The sequence below is a fragment of the Rhizobium sp. Root491 genome, assembly GCF_001427205.1.
Lineage (GTDB): Bacteria > Pseudomonadota > Alphaproteobacteria > Rhizobiales > Rhizobiaceae > Agrobacterium > Agrobacterium tumefaciens.
The window spans coordinates 154,733-174,601 of record NZ_LMFF01000018.1 but is presented as its reverse complement, the minus strand read 5'-3'; the positions used below and the strand labels follow the sequence as shown (position 1 = coordinate 174,601).

Here is a 19,869-nt window from a genome sequence, read left to right as displayed (position 1 = left end):
GGGTTAGCTCCTCAGTGCGCCACGGCAGCGGCGGCGGCCTCGTCGATCAGGCGGCCGGAGCGGAAACGCTCCAGCGTGAAAGGCGCGTTGATCGGGTGCGGTTCGTTTTTCGCGATGGTCCAGGCGAAGGTGTGGGCAGCGCCCGGCGTGGCCTTGAAACCACCCGTGCCCCAGCCGCAATTGACATAAAGCCCGTCGACCGGCGTCTTGCCGAGAATGGCAGAGCGATCCGGCGTGACATCAACAATGCCGCCCCATTTGCGCAGCATCCGCATGCGGTTGAAGATCGGGAAGATTTCGACGATGGCGGCGATCGTATGTTCGATCAGCGGCAGGCCGCCGCGCTGCGAATAAGAGGTATACTGGTCCGTACCCGAACCGATCACCAGCTCACCCTTGTCGGACTGGCTGATATAGGCGTGAACCGCATTCGACATGACCACGCAGGGGAAGATCGGCTTGATCGGCTCGGATACCAAAGCCTGCAGCGGATAGCTTTCGAGCGGCAGGCGCACGCCTGCGGTATCCATGACAACGGAAGTATGGCCAGCGGCGGAAACCGCCACCTTCTTCGCCTTGATGAAACCTCGCGCCGTCTCGACACCCGCGACGGACCCGTCGGCGTTGCGGCGAATGGCGGTGACCGGGCAATTCTGGATGATATCGACGCCACGGGCGGCAGCACCGCGCGCATAACCCCAGGCAACCGCATCGTGGCGCGCCGTGCCGGCACGTTCCTGAAGCGCACCGCCCATCACCGGGTAGCGGGCGTTTGGCGATATGCTCAGCGGCGGACAATATTCCTTGCATTCTTCCGGGGTGAGCCAGCGATTGTCGACACCGTTCAGACGGTTGGAATGGATGTGGCGCTTGAAGCTCTGCACGTCGTGGACATTATGGGCGAGCATCAGCACCCCGCGCCGCGAATACATGACGTTGTAGTTGAGCTCCTGGCTCAAGTTCTCCCACAGATCGACGGCGTGATCGTAAAGACGCGCGCTTTCGTCGTAGAGATAGTTGGAGCGGATGATGGTCGTGTTGCGGCCGGTATTGCCGCCGCCGAGCCAGCCCTTGTCGATGACAGCGACATTGGTGATACCGTGCTGGCTGGCCAGATAATAGGCCGCACCCAGACCATGGCCGCCGGCGCCGACGATGACCACGTCATATTCGGCTTTTGGCTGACTGTCGGGCCATTGCTCGTCCCAGTTCTTGTGGCCGGTCAGGGCATTCCGCAGGAGATTGAAGGCATTAAAACGCGTCATGAGCGGGCCTGCTGGTTGGAACTCTCGGTATTCAAAAGCCTACGGAGATTTACAGCGGCCGGGCTGGACAATCGCGTCTGTTTGCGTGAATATTTGCGCCATGAGCTCTCATCGCGCCAAGAAACGCCTCAGCGTCGCCTTCCTGCTCGCCGACCGGTTCACGCTGTCGGCCTTCGCCAATTTCGTCGATGTGCTGCGTCTTGCTGCCGATGAGGCTGACCGTTCCCGGCCGATCCTGTGCGAATGGTCCGTGCTGTCGGCGACCCTCGGCAATGTGCAATCGAGCTGTGGTGTGAAGGTGCAACCTGATACGCGGCTCATCGACGCCGTGCATTACGACTATATTGTTGTTGTCGGCGGATTGATCAGCGACCACAGCGCCCTGCCGCCGGAGGCATTGCGGTTCCTGAAAGACCGTGCGGCAGCGGGCACTCCCCTTATCGGGCTCTGCACCGGCGTTTTCATTCTACATGAAGCCGGCCTGCTGGATGGTTATCGCTGCTGCGTGAGCTGGTTCCATCATCAGGATTTTCTCGACCGGTTCGACGCCGAGCAGATGGTCTCCGACCAGCTCTTCGTCGTAGATCGTAACCGCCTGACCTGTTCGGGCGGCCATGGTGCTGCGCATCTGGCGGCGTTCCTTGTGGAGCGCCATGTCGGCCAGTCGGCCGCCATCAAAAGCCTCAATATCATGATGATCGACAGTGCGCTCAGCGGCGAAAAACCCCAGCCCGGCCAGCAGAGCACCAGAACGGCAACCGATCCCCTGGTCAGAAAGGCGATCCTGCGCATGCAGCAGAACATCGAGGTTCCGAGAACCGTGCTGGAACTCGCGCGCGATCTCGGCCTTGGCCGACGCAGCCTCGAACGGCGTTTCCTTGGAGACCTGAAAGCAACGCCCTCCAAGGTCTATCTTGAGCTGCGGCTCGACCGCGCCCTTTCCCTCCTGCGCACCACGCGGGACCCGATCACCCAGATTGCGCTCGCCACCGGATTTTGCGATGCCCCACACCTTTCCCGCACGCTTCGTGCCGAGCGCGGATTCAGCCCCAGCGAATATCGCAAGACGCAGATTGGCCACACGACAACGGACGAAGAATTCGCCGTCGGCGTGTTGTTGCCGCAACCTTGAGGCTTTGCTGTTCGCCTGCGAAAAGTCGGGCCCTGCAAAAAATAGATCAACGTAATTGATATGGTCAGACTTGCCCGTACCGGTATAAAAGTCCTCGATCCTGTTTAGGGGAGCCGTGGGGGTATGGGATGAATTCAGAGCGTCGTGGCGTTCTCGCGCTTTTAGGTGGCCTTGTGCTGGGAAGACCGTCTGTCGGCAAGGCCGCGAGCAACGTTCCGGCAGTTGCCCAATCCCGCTCCGAATACAAACCCCGCCATGTCCTTTGTTTTCTCGGCCCGGAAAATGGTCTGGCAGCGCTGCAGCAGAGCGCTCGCGCCGCTATCGATAAATTTGCCGGCGATTTCAGTCTCGATGAGGATTATTCGCAGGATGAACCGGACGACAGGATGGAACGCTCCTTCAATGTCTGCTGGGATCGTGTCGAGCCGGATGCCTATCAGGAGAGTGACGAGGAGGCAGTTGCAGGCCACGGCTCGGTTCTTTATGTGCTCGGCCCGTCAATGGCCGCGGAAACAGCCGTGGCGACCTGCGGTAAAGCCCTGATGTTCGTGCACCACATGCTCGATAGTGGCGCAGTTGCCGTAAAGGGTGAAAGCGCCGGCGTTGCCCATGGTGTGCAGCGGTGGAAGGAACTCTTCGAACAGTCGCGCCGTAACGCGACCGCAAACGACGCCCTGGCATTCGCCAGAACCTGCCGTCTAGCCTTCGCGCGCCGGCCCATCGGCGGCGATGCCGACGGGATGGGGAGCGTCGGCTTTCATCTGGTCGGATTGCCTGACGTGGAGATACACTTCACCCGAAAAGACCAGCAGCAGCCCTCAACAAATAGCGAGCAGCTGAAGATCGCCGCGCTGATTGACGATATTGCCGATCAAATGACCCGCAACGGGGTTGAAGCGGCCGTGAAGGATCGTCGTGCCGACCTGTCCGATGACACGCGGTATGAGGAGGACGAATATAAATTCAATCCGTTCGGCGTTGCGACCATTCGAGACCACAAGCTTTGACGCCACGCTTATAAAGATGCGGGGCCTGGGTCGCTCTCTCCGGCGACAAGCTGCATCGGCCAGACGCAGTAACGCGCCTGATTTGGGTAAAACGGCGCATAGGTCGGCATGGTAGACAGAAGCGTCTGCGCGACCATTACACCGAGATCGTGCAGGGACATGCGGAAACTGGTCAATCGCGGTTCGAGAAACTGGCCGCGTGGACCATCACGAAAACCGATGACCGCAAGATCCCGTCCCGGTTTCAGACCCACTTCCGCCAGACGGCGATAAAGGCCAAGGGCCATCAACTCATAGATCAGCACAAGCGCGGTTGGCCGCGGCCGCATCTGTAGCCACTCGCTGGCGGCGTGATATCCGCCCTGCTCGCTCGATTTCGCCCGGATGACCAGAGAAGGATCGTAAGCAATGCCGTTCTCCTCCAGTCCACGCCGGTACCCGTCCATGAAAACATAACCGAGATTGACGTCGCTATCGGGTGCGGCAACCGCAATGGTGCGATGACCGGCAGCGGCGAGCCGGTTGACGGCACTGCGCGCAACCTCCTCGAAATCGAGATCGATCCACGCATGATCGGCGCTGGAAGAGGTGCGGCCGAGCGTTACGAAAGGCAAGCGGGTCTGCTTTAAAAAATCGACACGCTTATCGACACGGCGGGTCGAGGAAATGATCATCGCATCCACCATGCGGCGCGCCACCATGCGCTTGAGATATTCGTCCGGGTCTTCCTCACCGGGACACGGCAGAACGATAAGATCGAGATTGTGAGCGGAAAACACGCTTTGCAAACCATCCGTCACTCCCATGAAGAAGTTGTCGGAGTTCTCCACCGTCTGCGCGTCGCTGCCGGTCATCAGGCCGATGACGTTAGTCGTCCCCTGCCTGAGGCTGCGGCCTGACTGGTTAGCGACATAGCCAAGTTTTTCCGCCGCCTCCAGAACACGCCGCCGCGTCTCCTCGTTAACGTCCGGCTTGCCGTTCAAGGCACGGGAAACGGTGCCTATCGATATCTCCAGATAATCGGCAAGCTGACGAATTCCTTTCATGCACTCCCCCTCCTGAGCCGGGTACCAAAATGGGTCCCCAATAACGGTATTGACATATCTAACATGATCATCCTAGTGTCGTAAACGTTTACGACGCTCTGCGCAAAGAGGAGTTTGCCCAGAGAGCGGGGAGAGAAGATGACATACAATGCCGTTTTATGCGGGTGCGGAGCTATGGCCAAAGGTTGGCTGCGCGCCATTCAATCGACGCCGGACATTCTCGGCGCGATCAAGATCGTCGGGTTCGTCGATCTGAACGAAGACACGGCACGCGCGCTTGCCGAAGAATTCTCCCTCACCGACGTCATCATCGGCGTCGATCTCCGCGATGTTCTCGCACGGACCAAAGCCGACATCCTGTTCGATGTCGTCATCCCGCAGGCACGGTATGCCGTGGTTGAAACCGGTCTTGCAGCCGGGTGCCATGTGCTCAGCGAAAAGCCGCTTGCGGCCTCGATGGAAGAAGCCGAAAAGCTGGTGGAACTGGCGGAAAAGGCCGGAAAAATTCATGCTGTGGTGCAAAACCGGCGCTTTATCTCCGGCATCCGGCGGCTGCGCCGGGCCGTGGAAGACGGCATTATCGGTGATTTGACGGCCATTCACTGCGACTTTTTCCTCGGGCCCCATTTCGGCGGTTTCCGCGAGGAGATGAAGAACGTTCTTCTTCTCGACATGGCGATCCACACTTTCGATGCGGCGCGTTTCGTCGCCGATGAAAAGCCGCTCTCCGTGTTTTGCGTGGAGAAAAATCCGGCAGGCTCCTGGTACGCCCACGGGGCAAGCGCAAATGCCATATTCGAATTCTCCAACGATGTGGTCTTTACCTATCGCGGCTCCTGGTGCGCGGAAGGCGAAAGAACCAGCTGGGAAGCCCGCTGGCGGCTGATTGGCTCCAAGGGCATGATCCTCTGGGACGGCGAAGACAATTTCTCCGCATCCGTCGCCGGCGAAGAGCCAGGTCTTCTACGCGGCTTCAAGACCGTAAACGTTTCCGACAGTATTTCCGAGAAGGATACGCACGGCCACGCCAGCGTAATACTCTCGTTTCTTCAATCCATCCGTACCGGCCAGATGCCGGAAACGGCCTCCTTCGACAACATCAACAGCCTGGCAATGGTGATCGGCGCGATTGAAAGCGCCCGCATCGGCCAGCGCGTTTCCATCGCAGCATAAGGACCGACAGACGTGAGCAATCCGGCAAAATCCATCCGCATCGGCACCATGGTCAGCGCCACCAAGGGACAGGCAGCTGAACGCATCGGGCAGATAGCCGATCTTGGTTTCGAGAGCTTCGAACCGTTCTTCTGGCAGACGACCAACGGCCAGGACCTTGCCGAGCTTGGCAAGCGTTCACTTGACGCGATCGGTGACCGCGACATCACCATCGGCACGCTCGGCATGTTCGGCAATCCGCTGGAGGAAACGGAAATCGACCTTCAGACCTTGCAGGGCTGGAAAGACTGCATCGACAATGCTCATCACTTCGGTGCCACCTGCGTTGCCGGTTTCACCGGCCGCCTGCGCGGAAAGCCGCTGCCCGAGAGCCTGCCCCGTTACAAGGAAATCTGGAGCGAGCTTGCCAAACGCGCAGCGGACAAGGGCGTGAAGATCGCCTTTGAAAATTGCGCCATGGACGGCAACTGGCAAACCGGCGACTGGAACATCGCCCATAATCCGGATGCGTGGGAACTGATGTTCAACGAAACGCCGGACGAGAATATCGGCATCGAATGGGAACCCTGCCACCAGATGGTTTATCTCATCGATCCGCTGCCGCAGATCCGCAAATGGGCGGACAAGATTTTCCACGTGCACGGCAAGGATGCGACCATTCGTTGGGATGTCATTCGTGAGCATGGGATTTTCGGCAAGGAAAAATTCGTCTTCATGCGCACGCCGGGCTTCGGCGACAGCAACTGGACGGACATTATTTCGGAACTGCGCCTGGCCGGCTGGTCCGGCTCGATCGACATCGAAGGCTGGCATGACCCCGTCTATCGCGACGCGCTGGAAATGACGGGACAGGTACACGGCCTGAACTATCTGAAACATTGCCGGGGCGGCGATTTTGTCGTCGATCCCACCTAAGGAATGGAAGCCTTTGGGAGAAGGCTTCCAGTAATTGCAGAGACGATAACCAAGAGGAGGAGATTATTATGGGTATCGCGAAATGCATGATCGCCGGTGCGCTTGTTCTGGCAGGCGTATCCGCCGGTGCGATGGTGGCGCATGCGGAAGATGTCACCTTGACCCTGTGGTCGCTGGACAGGGACATCCAGCCGGCACCCAACCTGGTAAACGAGTTCAACAAGCTCAATAACGGCATCAAGATCGAATACCGGCAATTGCAGTTCGATGATGTGGTGAGCGAATCCATGCGCGCCTACTCGACCGGCAACGCGCCCGATATCATCGCCATCGACAACCCAAACCACGCCATGTTCGCCGCACGTGGCGCGTTTCTTGACGTGACGGATATGATTGCGAAGTCGGACGTCATCAAGACGGCAAACTATTTTCCGGGCCCGCTGAAATCCGTAACCTGGGACGGCAAATATTTCGGCGTTCCGAAGGCGACGAATACGATCGCACTCTATTACAACAAGGACCTGTTCAAGGCAGCCGGTCTCGATGCGGCAAAACCGCCGCAGACCTGGGACGAGCTTGTGGAAGCTGCCCGCAAGCTGACCAACCCCGCCAAGAATGTTTACGGCATCAGCTTCAGCGCCAAGGCCAACGAGGAAGGCACCTTCCAGTTTCTGCCATGGGCGCAGATGGCCGGTGCCACCTACAAAAACATCAATACCGATGGCGCGGTGAAGGCGCTTGAAACATGGAAGACCCTTCTCAGTGAAAAGCTGGCCTCGCCGGATACGCTGACGCGCAGCCAGTGGGATTCCACCGCCACCTTCAACGCCGGCAACGCGGCCATGGCGATCTCCGGTCCTTGGGAAATCGACCGCATGCTCAAGGACGCCAAGTTCGACTGGGGCGTAACGCTACTGCCGGTTCCGACGCCGGACGCGCCGCGGTCTTCGGCCATGGGCGACTATAACTGGGCGATCTTCTCCAAGAGCAAACATCCCGCCGAAGCCTTCAAGGCCATCGAATTTTTCGCCTCGCAGGACAAGGATATGTTCAAGAACTTCGGGCAATTGCCGGCTCGTTCCGATATTCCCGTTCCGCCCACCGGCAACGCGCTGAAGGACGAAGCGCTCAAGACCTTTATCGAGCAACTCAAATATGCGCAGCCGCGTGGTCCCTCGCCTGAATGGCCGAAGATTTCCAAGGCGATTCAGGACGCTATCCAGGGCGCCCTGTCGGGTCAGATGACGCCGAAGGCCGCGCTCGATCAGGCCGCTGAAAAGATAAAGCTGATCGAAGGCTGATCTGTCTGGGCGGGCGGCCGGGTTCACCCGGCCCCATCCAAGTGGTTCCTCCCGGTGGGGCTGCCTGCTGCTTTATGCAGCGGCGGCCCCGATCGGAGCTTGTGAGGATGTTTCATGAAAAAACTGTTTTCCAGCGTCAGCGACGGTCGTGATTTCGACCTCATCCTTGTCGCTTTTCCTTTGGGCTTCCTGTTCGTCATGGCGGGGCTGCCGCTCATCTACAACATCGTCATGAGCTTTCAGGAAGTCGACATGTTCAGCCTGGGCACCTTCGTGCGCCCCTTCGTCGGCTTCAAGAATTATATCGACCTGTTCCGGCAACCGGAAACATTGCCGATCCTTTTCAACACCGTCACCTTTGTCGTCACTTCGATTGCCGGGCAATTCGCCATCGGCTTCGGTCTGGCGCTGTTCTTCTGGGTGAACTTTCCCGGCGCCACCTGGCTGCGCGGGCTGTTCCTCGTTTCCTGGGTCATGCCCGGCCTCGTCGTCGGCGCGATCTGGAACTGGATATTGTCAGGCGATTTCGGCGTGCTGAATTTCTTCCTGCGGGAAAGCGGCATGATCTCAGGCAATATCTTCTGGCGATCGGACGCGAATTTTTCGCTCTGGGCCGTGGTCATCGCCAATATCTGGCTCGGCACCTCGTTCAACATGATCCTTCTTTCTGTCGGCCTCGCCTCCATCCCCGGCGATCTCTACGAAGCGGCGGAGCTGGATGGCGCGAACGCCTGGCAGCGTTTTTACACCATCACCCTGCCGATGATGCGTTCCACCATCGGCGCGATCATCTCGCTCGGCCTGATCTTCACGCTTCAGCAGTTCGATCTTTTCGCCGCCATCACCGATGGCGGGCCCAACAACAGTTCCAACGTGGCGCAATATTGGGCCTGGGATCTTTCGTTCCGGCAATATGATTTCGGCAAGGGCGCGACGATCTCCGTCATCATGATCGTTTTCGTCATGCTGGCTTCCGTCGTTTATGTGCGCTCGACACGGCATGAGGTGCGCGGATGAGTATCACGACCCGCAACCGGTTGATGCTGGTAATCGCCATCGTGCTTGCCGTCATCTATCTCTTTCCGCTCTACTGGATGTATCTGACCTCGCTGAAAAGCGGCTCGGAGATGTTTGCGAACCCGCCGGGCTTCTGGCCGGCCGATCCGCAATGGCAGACCTATGCCTATGTCTGGGAAAGCCGCAATATGGGCCGTTATCTGTGGAATTCGGTGCTCATCGCTTCAAGTGCCGTGGCGCTCATCACCGTGCTTGGCGTTGGCTGCGCCTATGTGCTGGCGCGCTATCGCAACGTCTGGGTTGATATCGGCCTCTTCCTCATCCTCATGCTGCAGGTTCTGCCGGCGTCCCTTATGATTACGCCGATCTTCGTCGGCTTCTCGCAAGTGGGTCTGCTGGATTATCCCCGCCTGTCGGTCATTCTCGCCATTGCGGCGAAAAGCATGCCCTTCTTCGTGGTGCTGGTGCGCGCAACCTTCATGGCGGTGCCGCAGGAGCTGGAAGAGGCAGCGCTTGTGGACGGCAATTCCCGCGTCGGCGCCTTCTTCAACATCGTGCTGCCGCTTGCCAGAAACGGCATTCTCGTCAGCGCCATTCTCATTTTCATGCAGGCATTCGGGGAATTCGTCTATTCGAAATCGATGATCCAGGCGGCTGAATTGCAGCCTGCCAGTGTCGGCCTCAATTCCTTCATGGGCCCCAACACCAGCGAATGGAACAATATCATGGCCTATGCGACCATGTATGTGACGCCCATTCTTGCCCTATTCATTCTCTTGCAGCGCCGCATCGTTTCCGGCCTGACATCGGGAGCGTTAAAATGACCCTTCAGATCGAACTTTCCGGCGTAAACAAATATTACGGTGCCTTTCACGCGCTGAAGAACATCCATCTTTCCATCAAGAAGGGCACCTTCGTCGCCCTCGTCGGCCCGTCCGGTTGCGGAAAGTCCACCTTGCTGCGTTCGCTGGCGGGGCTGGAAACCATATCGAGCGGCGACATGCGCATTGCAGGCACGTTGATGAACGGTGTGCCGCCGCGCAAGCGCGATGTGGCGATGGTGTTCCAGTCCTATGCGCTCTACCCGCACATGACGGTGGAGGAGAACCTGACCTACTCGCTGCGGATGCGCGGCGTGGCAAAATCGGAAGCCCGCAAGGCGGCAGAGGAGGTTGCAGCCACCACAGGCCTGTCAAAGCTGATGAAGCGCTATCCGCGCGAACTTTCCGGCGGGCAGCGCCAGCGTGTGGCGATGAGCCGCGCGATCATCCGCAACCCGCAGGCATTCCTGTTCGACGAACCGCTCTCCAATCTAGACGCGGCCCTGCGTGTGCACATGCGCAAGGAAATCCGAGCGTTGCACGACCGCTTGCACGCCACCTCGGTCTATGTCACCCATGACCAGATAGAGGCTATGACGATGGCGGATCACGTCGTCGTCATGCGCGACGGCGTGATCGAACAGCAGGGCACGCCACTGGAATTATACGACCGCCCAGTCAATCGTTTTGTTGCTGGCTTCATCGGTTCACCGGCAATGAATTTCATTCCGGCAACGGTCAGCCCGGACGGCGCGGTGCTTCAGCTGCGTTTCAGTGAAGGCGAGCCGCAGCAGTCCATCAAAAACCCGGCTCCCTTATCGCCCGGCAAGCGTGTCATCGTTGGTATCAGGCCGGAACACATCCGGCCGCGAACCGCAACCGGCGCGGCGCTGACGTTACCTGTTTCGGCCGTGGAAACCACAGGTTCGGCCACCTTCCTCACCCTTGGCACATCGACCGAAGTGGTCATCGCTATACAGGGACGCAGTGAGGTCAGGAGCGGCGAAGTCGTCGGCCTCGACATCAACCCGACCGACCTGCATTTGTTTGATGAAGAAACCGGAGCCGGCCTCGGAGGCCGGTGAAACGAACCATGGGGCATATCCGGACCGGGCGGCCCTTCGGGGCTTTCCGATCCGCAACGAGGTGAAAGCTTCAGCGCCCCATGATGATGTCGAGGATGTTGCGGCGCGCGGTTGCGGAGGTGGCGGTGGCCCGGCCAACCTCGCGGGCGGCGATGGCGGGCGAACCGGAGCCTTCAATATCCACCCACCGACCGGCATGTTCCGTGGATTGACGCTTGAGATAGGTATAGGGCGTTTCGTCCCAGCGAAAGATCTTCGATTTCATATTGTCGAGAATGAAATCTCCGCGGTCCGTTCTTACCGTGAGGATGGCATGGCCATCGCCTTTTTCGTCGCGGACAACGGTGATCAGCAGATCGGAAACCGGGAAACCGGCATCCACAAGCCGTTTCCGTTTCTCCAGCGTGAGGTCCTCGCAGTCTCCCGCGCCGTTATAGGGATACTCCCAATAGTCCTCGTAACCCCACACTTCCATGTCGGAACGCTGGTCGATTTCGATATTGACTGCGCTGTTGATCGAAACAAGGGTAGCCCAGACATCAGGCGTAAGACTGAGCGGCGGCATTTCCTTGACCGGCTGACATTCATCCGTATGCCGCTTGCAGAAATCGTAATGCCCGATGGGCTGCGACGTGAACTTGCCAGTCTGCATCGAAGGAGACGCCTGCACCGGCGCAGCGAAACCCGCGACGGCCAGAATGAAACATGCTTGCAGCAATTTGATGAGATGGGTCATGTTCGTCTCCTGACGACATGACCTACCGGTGGCGATTTGAGTTCACATGAAACAAAATGCTCGACTTTTAACGAACCCGATAATTCCGCTCCCGATGGTCCCGACAACGAGCGGCGTTGACTGGGATAACGCCGGGGTAGCCACGGCATCTGAACAGCCAGCAACGGTAAAGTGAGCAGCGGGAACTTGCCACGCCGGGGCGGCCTGCCTATGAAGAGGCCGTCACGCAATAGTAATCCACATATTAGAGAACGCTGCATGAGCCTGTTTGCGAAGACCACCCGCGCGGCCGCTGTCATTCTGGCACTGGCCTGCCTGCCCTCAAATGCCGCAGCGCAGCAGATGGTCGTCGTACCTCCCGGAAACCGCTCCGCCCAACAGCCGGAAATACCCCAGGCCTCGGCGATCAGGACCAGGGCGTTTTCCACGACCTATGAGGAAAAATTCCGCAAGACGGTCGATCTTCTAAACAGCGAACCCGGTCTACTCGGCAAGATCAGGAAAGCGGGAGCGGCCTATGGCATCGACCCGATCCATATCGTCGGCGCTATCGTTGGCGAACACACTTTCAACGTCACCGCCGTGGACCGCCTGCAGACATATTACGTCAAGGCCATTTCCTATGCGGAACTCGATATAAAATTCAGCTATCAGGGCGTTGCCCTGAAGACGTTTCTCGAGCGTCCGGAATTCCGCTCCTGCGCGACGCTTGCCACGACATCCGAGCAATGGAGCTGCCGCGATATCGTTTGGGATGCAAGTTTCCGCGGCAAGGTCGTCGATGGCGTGAGCTATGAAGCGATTTCGTTCCAGCGGGCCTTCTTCCAGCCCTTTTATGCCGGACAGACCTTTGGTCTTGGCCAGATCAGCCCGTTGACGGCGCTGCAGGTTACCGATCTCGTAAACAGAACCAGTGGTCTGCCGAAACTCTCCGCCGACAGGCCGAAAGAGATTTACCGCGACGTCATGGATCCTGACCGGAGCATCATCTACATCGCCGCTATCCTTAGAGATTCCATCGACGCCTACAGGGAAAAAGGCTTCGACATTTCCGGCAATCCCGGCATCACCGCCACTCTCTACAATGTCGGCCAACCCCGGCGTCGCGCCGAACGCCTGCGGACGGCCGTGGATGCAGGCGCAAAGAACCTGCTGCCGGTTGAAAACTACTATGGATGGCTTATCAACGAGCGCCTCGACGTTCTGAGAGGCATCCTCGATGGCAAGGCCATCGACAAGCGAACCACCTCGGATATCGGCGAAAAAACGCGATAATGCCCTTGCAGGGAGGATTGCAAATCCGCCTCGCAAAGGATGATGCACGCAAAACGCTTCCCCGACCGCCTGGAATCTGCTACTGTCACGTGCACAAGAATTGACTGATAGTGGGATAATTCCGCGATATGCCTGACGAAGGCGACAGTACCGACGATAGTCGACACCGAACGAGGCTGGCTTGCGTAAAGCGAAGCCAGCCTCGTCCTTTCTTGTTTTCTTCAACGAAACGGGTTTCAACCTCGGATGTTCAGTCCGGGGCTTTTTGCGTTCGCGCCCGTTCCCATAAAGGCCCCTGACCATGGAATTCCTCGCAGATCCAAATATCTGGATCGGCCTCGTTACCCTTATCGTCCTCGAAGTCGTCCTCGGCATCGACAACCTCGTTTTCATCGCGATCCTCGCCGACAAGCTGCCGCCGCATCAACGCCATAAGGCGCGGATCGTCGGTCTGTCGCTGGCGCTTGTCATGCGCATCCTGCTGCTGTTTTCGATTTCATGGATCGTGACGTTGACGCGGCCGCTATTTCAGGTCGCGGACTTCTCCTTCTCCGGGCGCGACCTCATCCTCATTCTCGGTGGTGCGTTCCTGCTCGCAAAGGGAACGATGGAACTGCACGAACGGTTGGAGGGCGCGCATAAGCCAAAACAGGGCAAGGTTGTCCATGCCGTCTTCTGGCAGGTGATCGTGCAGATCGTCGTGCTTGATGCCGTGTTCTCGCTCGACAGCGTCATCACCGCCGTCGGCATGGTCAACAATCTCTGGGTGATGATTACCGCCGTCTGTGTGGCCATGGCTGTGATGATGGCAGCATCGAAGCCGCTGATGAGCTTCGTGTCGAAACACCCGACCGTGGTCATTCTCTGCCTAGGCTTCTTGTTGATGATCGGTTTCAGCCTGATCGTCGAAGGCTTCGGCTTCCACCTTCCCAAGGGTTACCTCTATGCCGCAATCGGCTTTTCCGTGCTCATCGAGGCGGCAAACCAGATTGGCAGGCGCAATCGCGAAAAACGCATCACCGCCGGTGATATGCGCGAGCGGACGTCCGATGCCATTCTGCGGCTTCTGGGCGGCCGTGTCGGCGAAGAACAGTCCCTTGGCGAGACAGCCGACGTCATCGCGGCACAGGCGGCACGAAGCGACCTGTTCAAATCCGAGGAAAAGGACATGATCCGCGGTGTCCTTACGCTTGCCGAGCGCCCCGTTGTATCAATCATGACGCCACGGACGGAAATCGACTGGCTCGATGTCGACGCCGACCACGATACGCTGAGGAACCGCCTGCTGGAACTCGACCATTCCCGCCTGATGCTCGCGCAGGGCAAGCTGGATTCGTTCCTCGGTGTCGCCGCAACAAGGGACTTGCTGCGCGATCTTCTGCATGACGGCAAATTGAACCTAGAGCGCTCGCTGCGCCAACCCCTCGTCGTGCATGAAAGCGCCACCGCGTTGCAGGTCATGGAGCAGCTGCGCAAATCCCCGCTCCAGATGGCCGTCATCGTCGACGAATACGGCACGCTTCAGGGAATAACGACGCCTACCGACATTCTCGAGGCTATCGCCGGCGAATTTCCGGATGAGGGCGAGGAATCGCAGATTTCGGAACGGGCAGAGGACGGTTCCTGGCTGCTGGACGGCGCTGTCGACGTGAGACGGGTATCCTATCTGCTGGATATCGATCTGGTGGACGAGGACGATCGTTACTCCACCGTCGCCGGCTACATCCTCTGGCGGCTCAATCGCCTTCCCGAGATCGGCGAACGTGTTTCCGGCGACGGGTTCGAGTTCGAGATCGTTTCCTGCTCGGACAGAAACATCGAAAAGGTCCGGGTCTGGAACACCACGCTTCCCGAGGCGTGAGCTGGAAAAATCCCGAACCCGTTCCGAAATGGCGACGTGACGTGCAAGCCACGGCACGTCTCCACATTTGCGTCACCAAGCAAGCGGCCGACCGGTGAAAACCGTCCTCCGCTCTAGTGGGCGGCATCGATCGTGGTAATCCAGCCGGCGGCGCGGCGGGCTGCTTCCGCAAGCACCGGTTTGGGCGCCTTGTACCATTCGTTTTCAGGCAGCTCACGCTTCACGCGTACGAAGCTGATGGCATCGTCGAGCGTCGGGAATTCCACCGGCAACGTCATATGCAGAAAGAGCGCAACAACGGCGACGGAACGCGAGCGGCCGCCGCGGCAATTGATCAGCACGCTGCCGCGCTCGCGCCGGGGATAGGACGGCTTGTCGGGCAGTATCTGTTCGAGCGCCGCCCGCAGGATGTAATGGGCCGCAACCATCTGGGTATCGGGATTTCCATCGCCGTCGATCAGGCCGATCTTGTAATAACGTATTTCGCCGGGTCCATAGACGCTGCCTTCATGATCGGAAACGATCTGCGGCTGCTCCACGAAGTTGAAGTCGAGATTGACGGCGCAATTGACGACGGTGGTGATGCCGTTTTCACGCAGAAGCTTCAGATCGCTGGCGCCTTCCTTACCTGAAATGAAGAGATCTACGCCATAAAGAGGATGCCGCTCATAGATGCGGCTGAGCTTCGGCAATTCGCCGGTTTCCTGTTCGCGAGATAGGGTCTTTTCCGGTTGCGGCATGTCTTGTCTCCATCGGCGCCGATGTGGCGGCCGTCATGTCCTTGCTTGTTCAGGCGTTTGCAGCCGTCTGGCTTGGCGAGATCGCTGCCCTGGCTATGCGGCTTGCGGATATGGATCGCGCCACCCGCTGCAATGTCTGGTAATTCGCCCCCTCGCCCGTAGCGATATAGCCGGGGCAGAGAAAATCGGCCGACCCCTCCGCCACCTTCCCCAAGGTCAGCGGCTCGTATGTTCCCCCGGCATTCTTGAGAATGAGGATGGCTGCTGCCACATCCCAGGCGTTGACGCCGAAGCCCGCAGCAGCATCTGTCCAGCCTGCCGCCACATGCGCGATGCTGAGGGCAGCGCTGCCGGGCCGGCGCAGCGTCGAGAAGGTCTCGACAAGCGCACCGAAATTGGAAAGCGCCGCATCCCGCCCATCCAGCCGGAAATCGCGCGAGACCGGATAGCCCGTGATAAGCGTCGCCCGGGTTTCATCTGCAACGCTGCGGGAGCGCAGCCTGTCGCCGTTGAGATAAGAAGCCTCGAGGTCGGCGGAAAACATCTGGTCAGTCACGGGGTCGTACACCACGCCGGCAACGGCTTCCCCACAGATGACGGCGGCAATCGATACGCACCAGAAGGCAAGGCCACGGGCAAAATTCGCCGTGCCGTCAATCGGATCGACATACCATTGCACCTCGCCATTGCCGATCTGGCCACCCTCTTCGCCCATGATCGCCGAATTCGGCTCCCGTTCGAGAATGACGGCGCGGATCGCGGCTTCGGCGCGTTTGTCGTGAATGGTGACGATGTCGTGGAGATCGACCTTGTAATCCACCGCCATATCAGAGCGGAATGCCACCAGCAGCGGATCGCGCACGGCACGCGCCGCCGCTTCGGCGATTTTCATCAGCCGCACCGAGCGGGAAAGCGCCTCCTCATTTCCAGATTTGTTTTCAGTCGAAGAAGAGCTTTGCATCGGCATATCCAGTCTATTTTTTTCGCAAAGGAGGGACCGGCGCGGCAGGACCGCGCCAGCCTGGATTATTTCCTGTAGTTGACGCGCCAGACATCCTGCCATTCCTCGCGACGATCAAAATCGTTGAGGCCGGTGGCGGACTCGTAACCCATCAGCCTGTCGGCAACCTTCATCAGCCCCGACGGCTCGTCAGCCGGCATCTTGATGTCGATATTGGTCGGCAGCTTGCCGTCCTTCATCTGCGGTGCGATGCCCTCTTCCGTCAGTATGTAGTGGACGAAGAGTTTCGCCATGTTCGGACTTTTGGTCTTGGAGGCGATGAGCCCAAGCTTGATGTAGGTCCAGCCGACCCAGGGATCGAGACCAGTGCAGAGGCCGAGCTTGTAGCCCTTGTCGGCATTGTCGCGGAACTTGGCAGAGCTGAGCAGGCCGAAGAAGGGCTGCTTCTGGCCGGGTGCGCCGACGGCCTCTGCCACCGGGTCATCGCCATCGGTGGCAAGCGGGCCGTTCTGCGCCAGCGCCTTGATCCAGGCTGCGGCCGCATCCTTTTCGATATCCTTGCCAAAATGGGCCTTGTAGGCGGCCGCCACCTTCTCGTTGCCGTGGGCTTCGAGCTGGTTGAACCAGTCCGTATAGGTGCTCTTGCTCAAGGGATCGACCATGGCGACCTTGCCTTTCCATTTCGGCTCGGTCAGTTCCCAGATGTTGGTCACCGGGCATTTATCATAGGCTTCCGTATTGTAAGCCCAGACATTGGCGTTGGTGGAGATTGCCAGCGGGTTCTGGAACTGCGTCGGGATTTTCGCAACCATGTCACCCGGCAGGTAATTCTCGACAAAACCCGCCGGCAGAAGCTGCGCGAGCGCCGATGGCGCATCGGTGATCAGCACCACGTCGCCCTGCACATTGCCGGACTGGCTTTCGCGGATGATCATTTCCAGCTGGCTGTTGGCGGAAACCTTCACGCCTGTCGCCTTTAACCCGTATTTGGCGCTGAACTTGTCGGCCATCTCCACGATCTTGCCGGTGCTGTCGTAGATATTGATCGGCTTTTCCTGCTTTGCCGCCGCCAAGATCGCATCGAGATCGAAGGTTTCTTCGGCTGCAGCCCCCATTGCGGATATGCCTGCAACGGCGATGGCTATCGCCGTCATCGGTAAAAATCTGCTTCTTCTCATCGTTCCCCTCCCAAGGAAAAGGCAAGGCAGGCTCGCGCCTGCCCTGCCGTTATTTTTTGTAGTTCACACGCCAAAAATCCTGCCAGCCTTCGCGCTTGTCGAGGTCGTCGGCCGCCGTTGCGGCATCAAAGGCCATCAACTCGTCGAGATGATCGGCTACCCGCGATGGTTCGTCCGCCGGCAGACCGATTTTCGTGTTGCCGGAGATTTTGCCATCGACCGTCTGCGGCGCGATGCCCTCTTCCGTCATCAGATAGTGAAGGAAGAGCTTTGCAGCATTCGGGCTTTTGGTCTGCCCGGCAATCAGGCCGAAGCCGGGATAGAGGAACCCGGAAAACGGTTTGACGCCACTGCAAAGACCGAGCTTCAGCCCCTTGGCCTCATTATCGCGGTATTTCGCCGCCGAGGTGATGACGAAAAAGGGATCGGTCTGTCCCGGAGCGCCCGCCGCATCGGCAACCGTGCTCGAGTCCGTCAGCAGGGGAGCGTTCTCGGCAAAGGCCTTCACCCAGGCAGCCGTCGCGCTTTTTTCGCCCGTTTCCAGCTTTTTGCCGTAGAGCTCCTCATAGGCCTTGGCGACATCGGCATCATGATGGGTTTCGATCTGGTTGAACCAGTCGGCATAAAGCGGCTTGTCGAAGAGATCGAGCATGGCAAGCTTGCCCTTCCAACGCGGCTCCGTCAGCTGCCAGATGTTGGTGACCGGGCATTTGTCGTATTTCTCGGTATTGTAGGTCCACACATGCGGATCCGAAACGACCACGAGCGGATCGCGCAACTTTTGCGGAATATCGCTTTCCATATCCGGTGGCGACCAGCTGGTGGCAATGCCTTCCGGCAGAAGTTCCCCCATGGCGGAGGCGACATCCGTTGCGACGCTGACATCGCCGACGACATTGCCGGCGCGGTGTTCGCGGATCATCAACTCGACCTGAGTTGCCTCGTTCACTTTCTTGCCGCTTGCCTGCACGCCATATTTGGCGGTGAAGGCCTGTGCGGTGTCGACGATCTTGCCGGTCACCGCATAAACGGTGATCGGTTTTTCCTTCTTCGCGGAGTCGATGAGCGCATCGAGATTAAAGGCGTCCTGCGCGTGGGCAGCACCGCCAAGCGCCAGCGAGAAGATGAGGGAAAGGGCTGAAGCCGCCATCCGCCGCCGCCGCTCGCCACCATATCGGTTCTTGGTCATGATATTCACTGTGTCGGTCCCCCCGTTATTTCTTGTAATTCACACGCCAGAAGTCCTGCCAGGTTTCGCGCGCATCCCAGTCTTCCAGGCTGGTGGCCATGCTGTAGGGCAGAACGCGGTCGAGCACGGCGCCGATACCCGAAGGTTCGTCGGCGGGCAGTTTCACGTCTTTGTTGGTGGACATCTTGCCGTCGATCGCCTGCGGCGCGATGCCTTCAGCAGTCATGACGTAGTGAATGAAGAGCTTTGCAGCATTGGGGCTATCCGTACCCTTGGTGATCAGGCCGACACCTGGATAAAGCCAGCCGATCCACGGCTTCAGCTCCTTGCAGAGGCCGAGTTTCATGCCCTTGTCGGCATTATCGCGAAACTTCGCCGAGCTGATGAGGCCCATGAAGGGCTGCTTCTGGCCAGGCGTGCCAACGGCTTCCGCCGCCGCTGCATCGGCATCGGTCAGCAGCGGCGCGTTGGCGGCAAGTGCCTTGACCCAGGCCGCTGTCGCGCTTGACTCTGCGGTCTCGAGGTCCTTGCCGTAAAGCGCCTTATAGGCCGCCTTCACCTCCCCATCGCCATGCTTAGCCATCTGGTTGAACCAGTCGACATAGGATGCCTTGCCGAGCGGATCCTGCATCGCCACCTTGCCCTTCCACTTCGGGTCGGTCAGTTCCCAGATATTGGAAACGGGGCATTTGTCGAAAAGCTCGGTATTGTAGGCCCAGACATTGGCGCTGGTGACGACGGTCAGCGGATCCTGATATTCTGGCGGAATATTGCCAGCGAGATCCGGCGGCAACCAGCTTTCGACAAAGCCCATTGGAATAAGCTGTGCCATCGCCGCCGGGGCATCGCTAATGATCGAGACGTCACCCTGAATATTGTTGGCCCGCGCCTCGCGGATGACCATCTCCAGCTGCGCTGTTGCCTTTACCTTCGCACCCTCCGCGCCCACGCCATACTTCTTGGCGAAATTCTTCGCCATTTCCACGATCTTGCCGGTGCTGTCATAGACGGTGATCGGCTTTTCCTTTTTGGCAGCCTCGATCAGGGCGTTGAGGTCGAAAGGCTCCCCCGCCTTCGCCACGCCGCCAAACGTTGCCAGAATTGCCGTTGCACACAGGAGACGGCTAAGGCCGCTCGTCATTTTCCGCTTCATACTGCTCCTCCTTC

General features: G+C 58.9%; 18 protein-coding genes. 10 read left to right on the top strand and 8 right to left on the bottom strand.

All coding sequences use genetic code 11. The annotated features are described in order from the left end of the window. Window positions 1-11 precede the first annotated feature (11 nt). Window positions 12-1,265 carry a sarcosine oxidase subunit beta family protein gene (locus ASD46_RS23870; RefSeq protein ID WP_003518155.1) on the bottom strand — a complete coding sequence of 418 codons (1,254 nt, stop codon included), beginning with the start codon at window positions 1,263-1,265 and terminating at the stop codon, window positions 12-14. 100 nt (window positions 1,266-1,365) lie between these two features. Between ASD46_RS23870 and ASD46_RS23865 the strand changes: the two genes are divergently transcribed. Continuing rightward, the gene (locus ASD46_RS23865; protein WP_060642870.1) at window positions 1,366-2,397 is read left to right on the top strand and encodes a GlxA family transcriptional regulator; all 1,032 of its coding nucleotides are present in this window, start codon (window positions 1,366-1,368) and stop codon (window positions 2,395-2,397) included. A 128-nt stretch (window positions 2,398-2,525) separates the two neighbouring features. Beyond that, entirely contained in the window at window positions 2,526-3,404 is an 879-nt protein-coding gene (locus ASD46_RS23860) for a hypothetical protein (RefSeq protein WP_060642869.1), read from the top strand. 8 nt (window positions 3,405-3,412) lie between these two features. On the opposite strand, the gene ASD46_RS23855 is transcribed toward ASD46_RS23860, so the two are convergent. Then, entirely contained in the window at window positions 3,413-4,450 is a 1,038-nt protein-coding gene (locus ASD46_RS23855; RefSeq protein WP_060642868.1) for a LacI family DNA-binding transcriptional regulator, read from the bottom strand. 138 nt (window positions 4,451-4,588) lie between these two features. Here ASD46_RS23855 and ASD46_RS23850 point away from each other — a divergent pair, with 138 nt between their 5' ends. From ASD46_RS23850 to ASD46_RS23825, 6 genes are all read left to right on the top strand, one after another. Then, window positions 4,589-5,623: a Gfo/Idh/MocA family protein gene (locus ASD46_RS23850; RefSeq protein ID WP_060642867.1), complete on the top strand. Its 1,035-nt coding sequence runs from the start codon at window positions 4,589-4,591 to the stop codon at window positions 5,621-5,623. A 12-nt stretch (window positions 5,624-5,635) separates the two neighbouring features. After that, on the top strand, window positions 5,636-6,538 hold the full coding sequence (locus ASD46_RS23845) for a sugar phosphate isomerase/epimerase family protein (protein WP_013762259.1): 903 nt from the start codon (window positions 5,636-5,638) through the stop codon (window positions 6,536-6,538). A gap of 68 nt (window positions 6,539-6,606) precedes the next feature. Further along, window positions 6,607-7,839, top strand: coding sequence for an ABC transporter substrate-binding protein (locus ASD46_RS23840; RefSeq protein ID WP_025595104.1), 1,233 nt, complete (start codon window positions 6,607-6,609; stop codon window positions 7,837-7,839). Between the two features lie 114 nt (window positions 7,840-7,953). Then, window positions 7,954-8,856, top strand: a complete 903-nt coding sequence (locus ASD46_RS23835) for a carbohydrate ABC transporter permease (RefSeq protein ID WP_060642866.1) — start codon at window positions 7,954-7,956, stop codon at window positions 8,854-8,856. After that, window positions 8,853-9,680: a carbohydrate ABC transporter permease gene (locus tag ASD46_RS23830; protein ID WP_060642865.1), complete on the top strand. Its 828-nt coding sequence runs from the start codon at window positions 8,853-8,855 to the stop codon at window positions 9,678-9,680. The genes ASD46_RS23835 and ASD46_RS23830 overlap by 4 nt, the downstream gene beginning before the upstream one ends. Next, the gene (locus ASD46_RS23825; RefSeq protein ID WP_003518167.1) at window positions 9,677-10,762 is read left to right on the top strand and encodes an ABC transporter ATP-binding protein; all 1,086 of its coding nucleotides are present in this window, start codon (window positions 9,677-9,679) and stop codon (window positions 10,760-10,762) included. Before ASD46_RS23830 ends, ASD46_RS23825 begins: the two co-directional genes overlap by 4 nt. A 70-nt stretch (window positions 10,763-10,832) precedes the next feature. Here the strand turns inward: ASD46_RS23825 and ASD46_RS23820 are convergent, their stop codons facing one another. After that, window positions 10,833-11,498 (bottom strand): transglutaminase-like cysteine peptidase, encoded by a 666-nt coding sequence (locus ASD46_RS23820; protein ID WP_060642864.1) that lies wholly within the window; start codon window positions 11,496-11,498, stop codon window positions 10,833-10,835. 258 nt (window positions 11,499-11,756) lie between these two features. Between ASD46_RS23820 and ASD46_RS23815 the strand changes: the two genes are divergently transcribed. Both ASD46_RS23815 and ASD46_RS23810 read left to right on the top strand, forming a co-directional pair. After that, window positions 11,757-12,773, top strand: coding sequence for a DUF1402 family protein (locus tag ASD46_RS23815; protein ID WP_003518169.1), 1,017 nt, complete (start codon window positions 11,757-11,759; stop codon window positions 12,771-12,773). A 301-nt stretch (window positions 12,774-13,074) separates the two neighbouring features. Continuing rightward, window positions 13,075-14,634 (top strand): TerC family protein, encoded by a 1,560-nt coding sequence (locus ASD46_RS23810; protein ID WP_003518172.1) that lies wholly within the window; start codon window positions 13,075-13,077, stop codon window positions 14,632-14,634. A gap of 113 nt (window positions 14,635-14,747) precedes the next feature. Here the strand turns inward: ASD46_RS23810 and ASD46_RS23805 are convergent, their stop codons facing one another. From ASD46_RS23805 to ASD46_RS23785, 5 genes are all read right to left on the bottom strand, one after another. Then, window positions 14,748-15,374, bottom strand: a complete 627-nt coding sequence (locus ASD46_RS23805) for a dual specificity protein phosphatase family protein (protein ID WP_013762253.1) — start codon at window positions 15,372-15,374, stop codon at window positions 14,748-14,750. Between the two features lie 49 nt (window positions 15,375-15,423). Continuing rightward, a complete protein-coding gene (locus tag ASD46_RS23800) occupies window positions 15,424-16,341 on the bottom strand; it encodes an inositol monophosphatase family protein (RefSeq protein WP_060642863.1) in 918 nt (305 codons plus the stop codon). A gap of 59 nt (window positions 16,342-16,400) precedes the next feature. Next, complete coding sequence (locus tag ASD46_RS23795; protein ID WP_060642862.1) at window positions 16,401-17,489, bottom strand: ABC transporter substrate-binding protein; 1,089 nt, start codon at window positions 17,487-17,489, stop codon at window positions 16,401-16,403. 73 nt (window positions 17,490-17,562) lie between these two features. Next, entirely contained in the window at window positions 17,563-18,663 is a 1,101-nt protein-coding gene (locus ASD46_RS23790; protein ID WP_060642861.1) for an ABC transporter substrate-binding protein, read from the bottom strand. 64 nt (window positions 18,664-18,727) lie between these two features. Then, window positions 18,728-19,855 carry an ABC transporter substrate-binding protein gene (locus tag ASD46_RS23785; RefSeq protein WP_060642860.1) on the bottom strand — a complete coding sequence of 376 codons (1,128 nt, stop codon included), beginning with the start codon at window positions 19,853-19,855 and terminating at the stop codon, window positions 18,728-18,730. Between the last annotated feature and the right edge of the window lie 14 nt (window positions 19,856-19,869).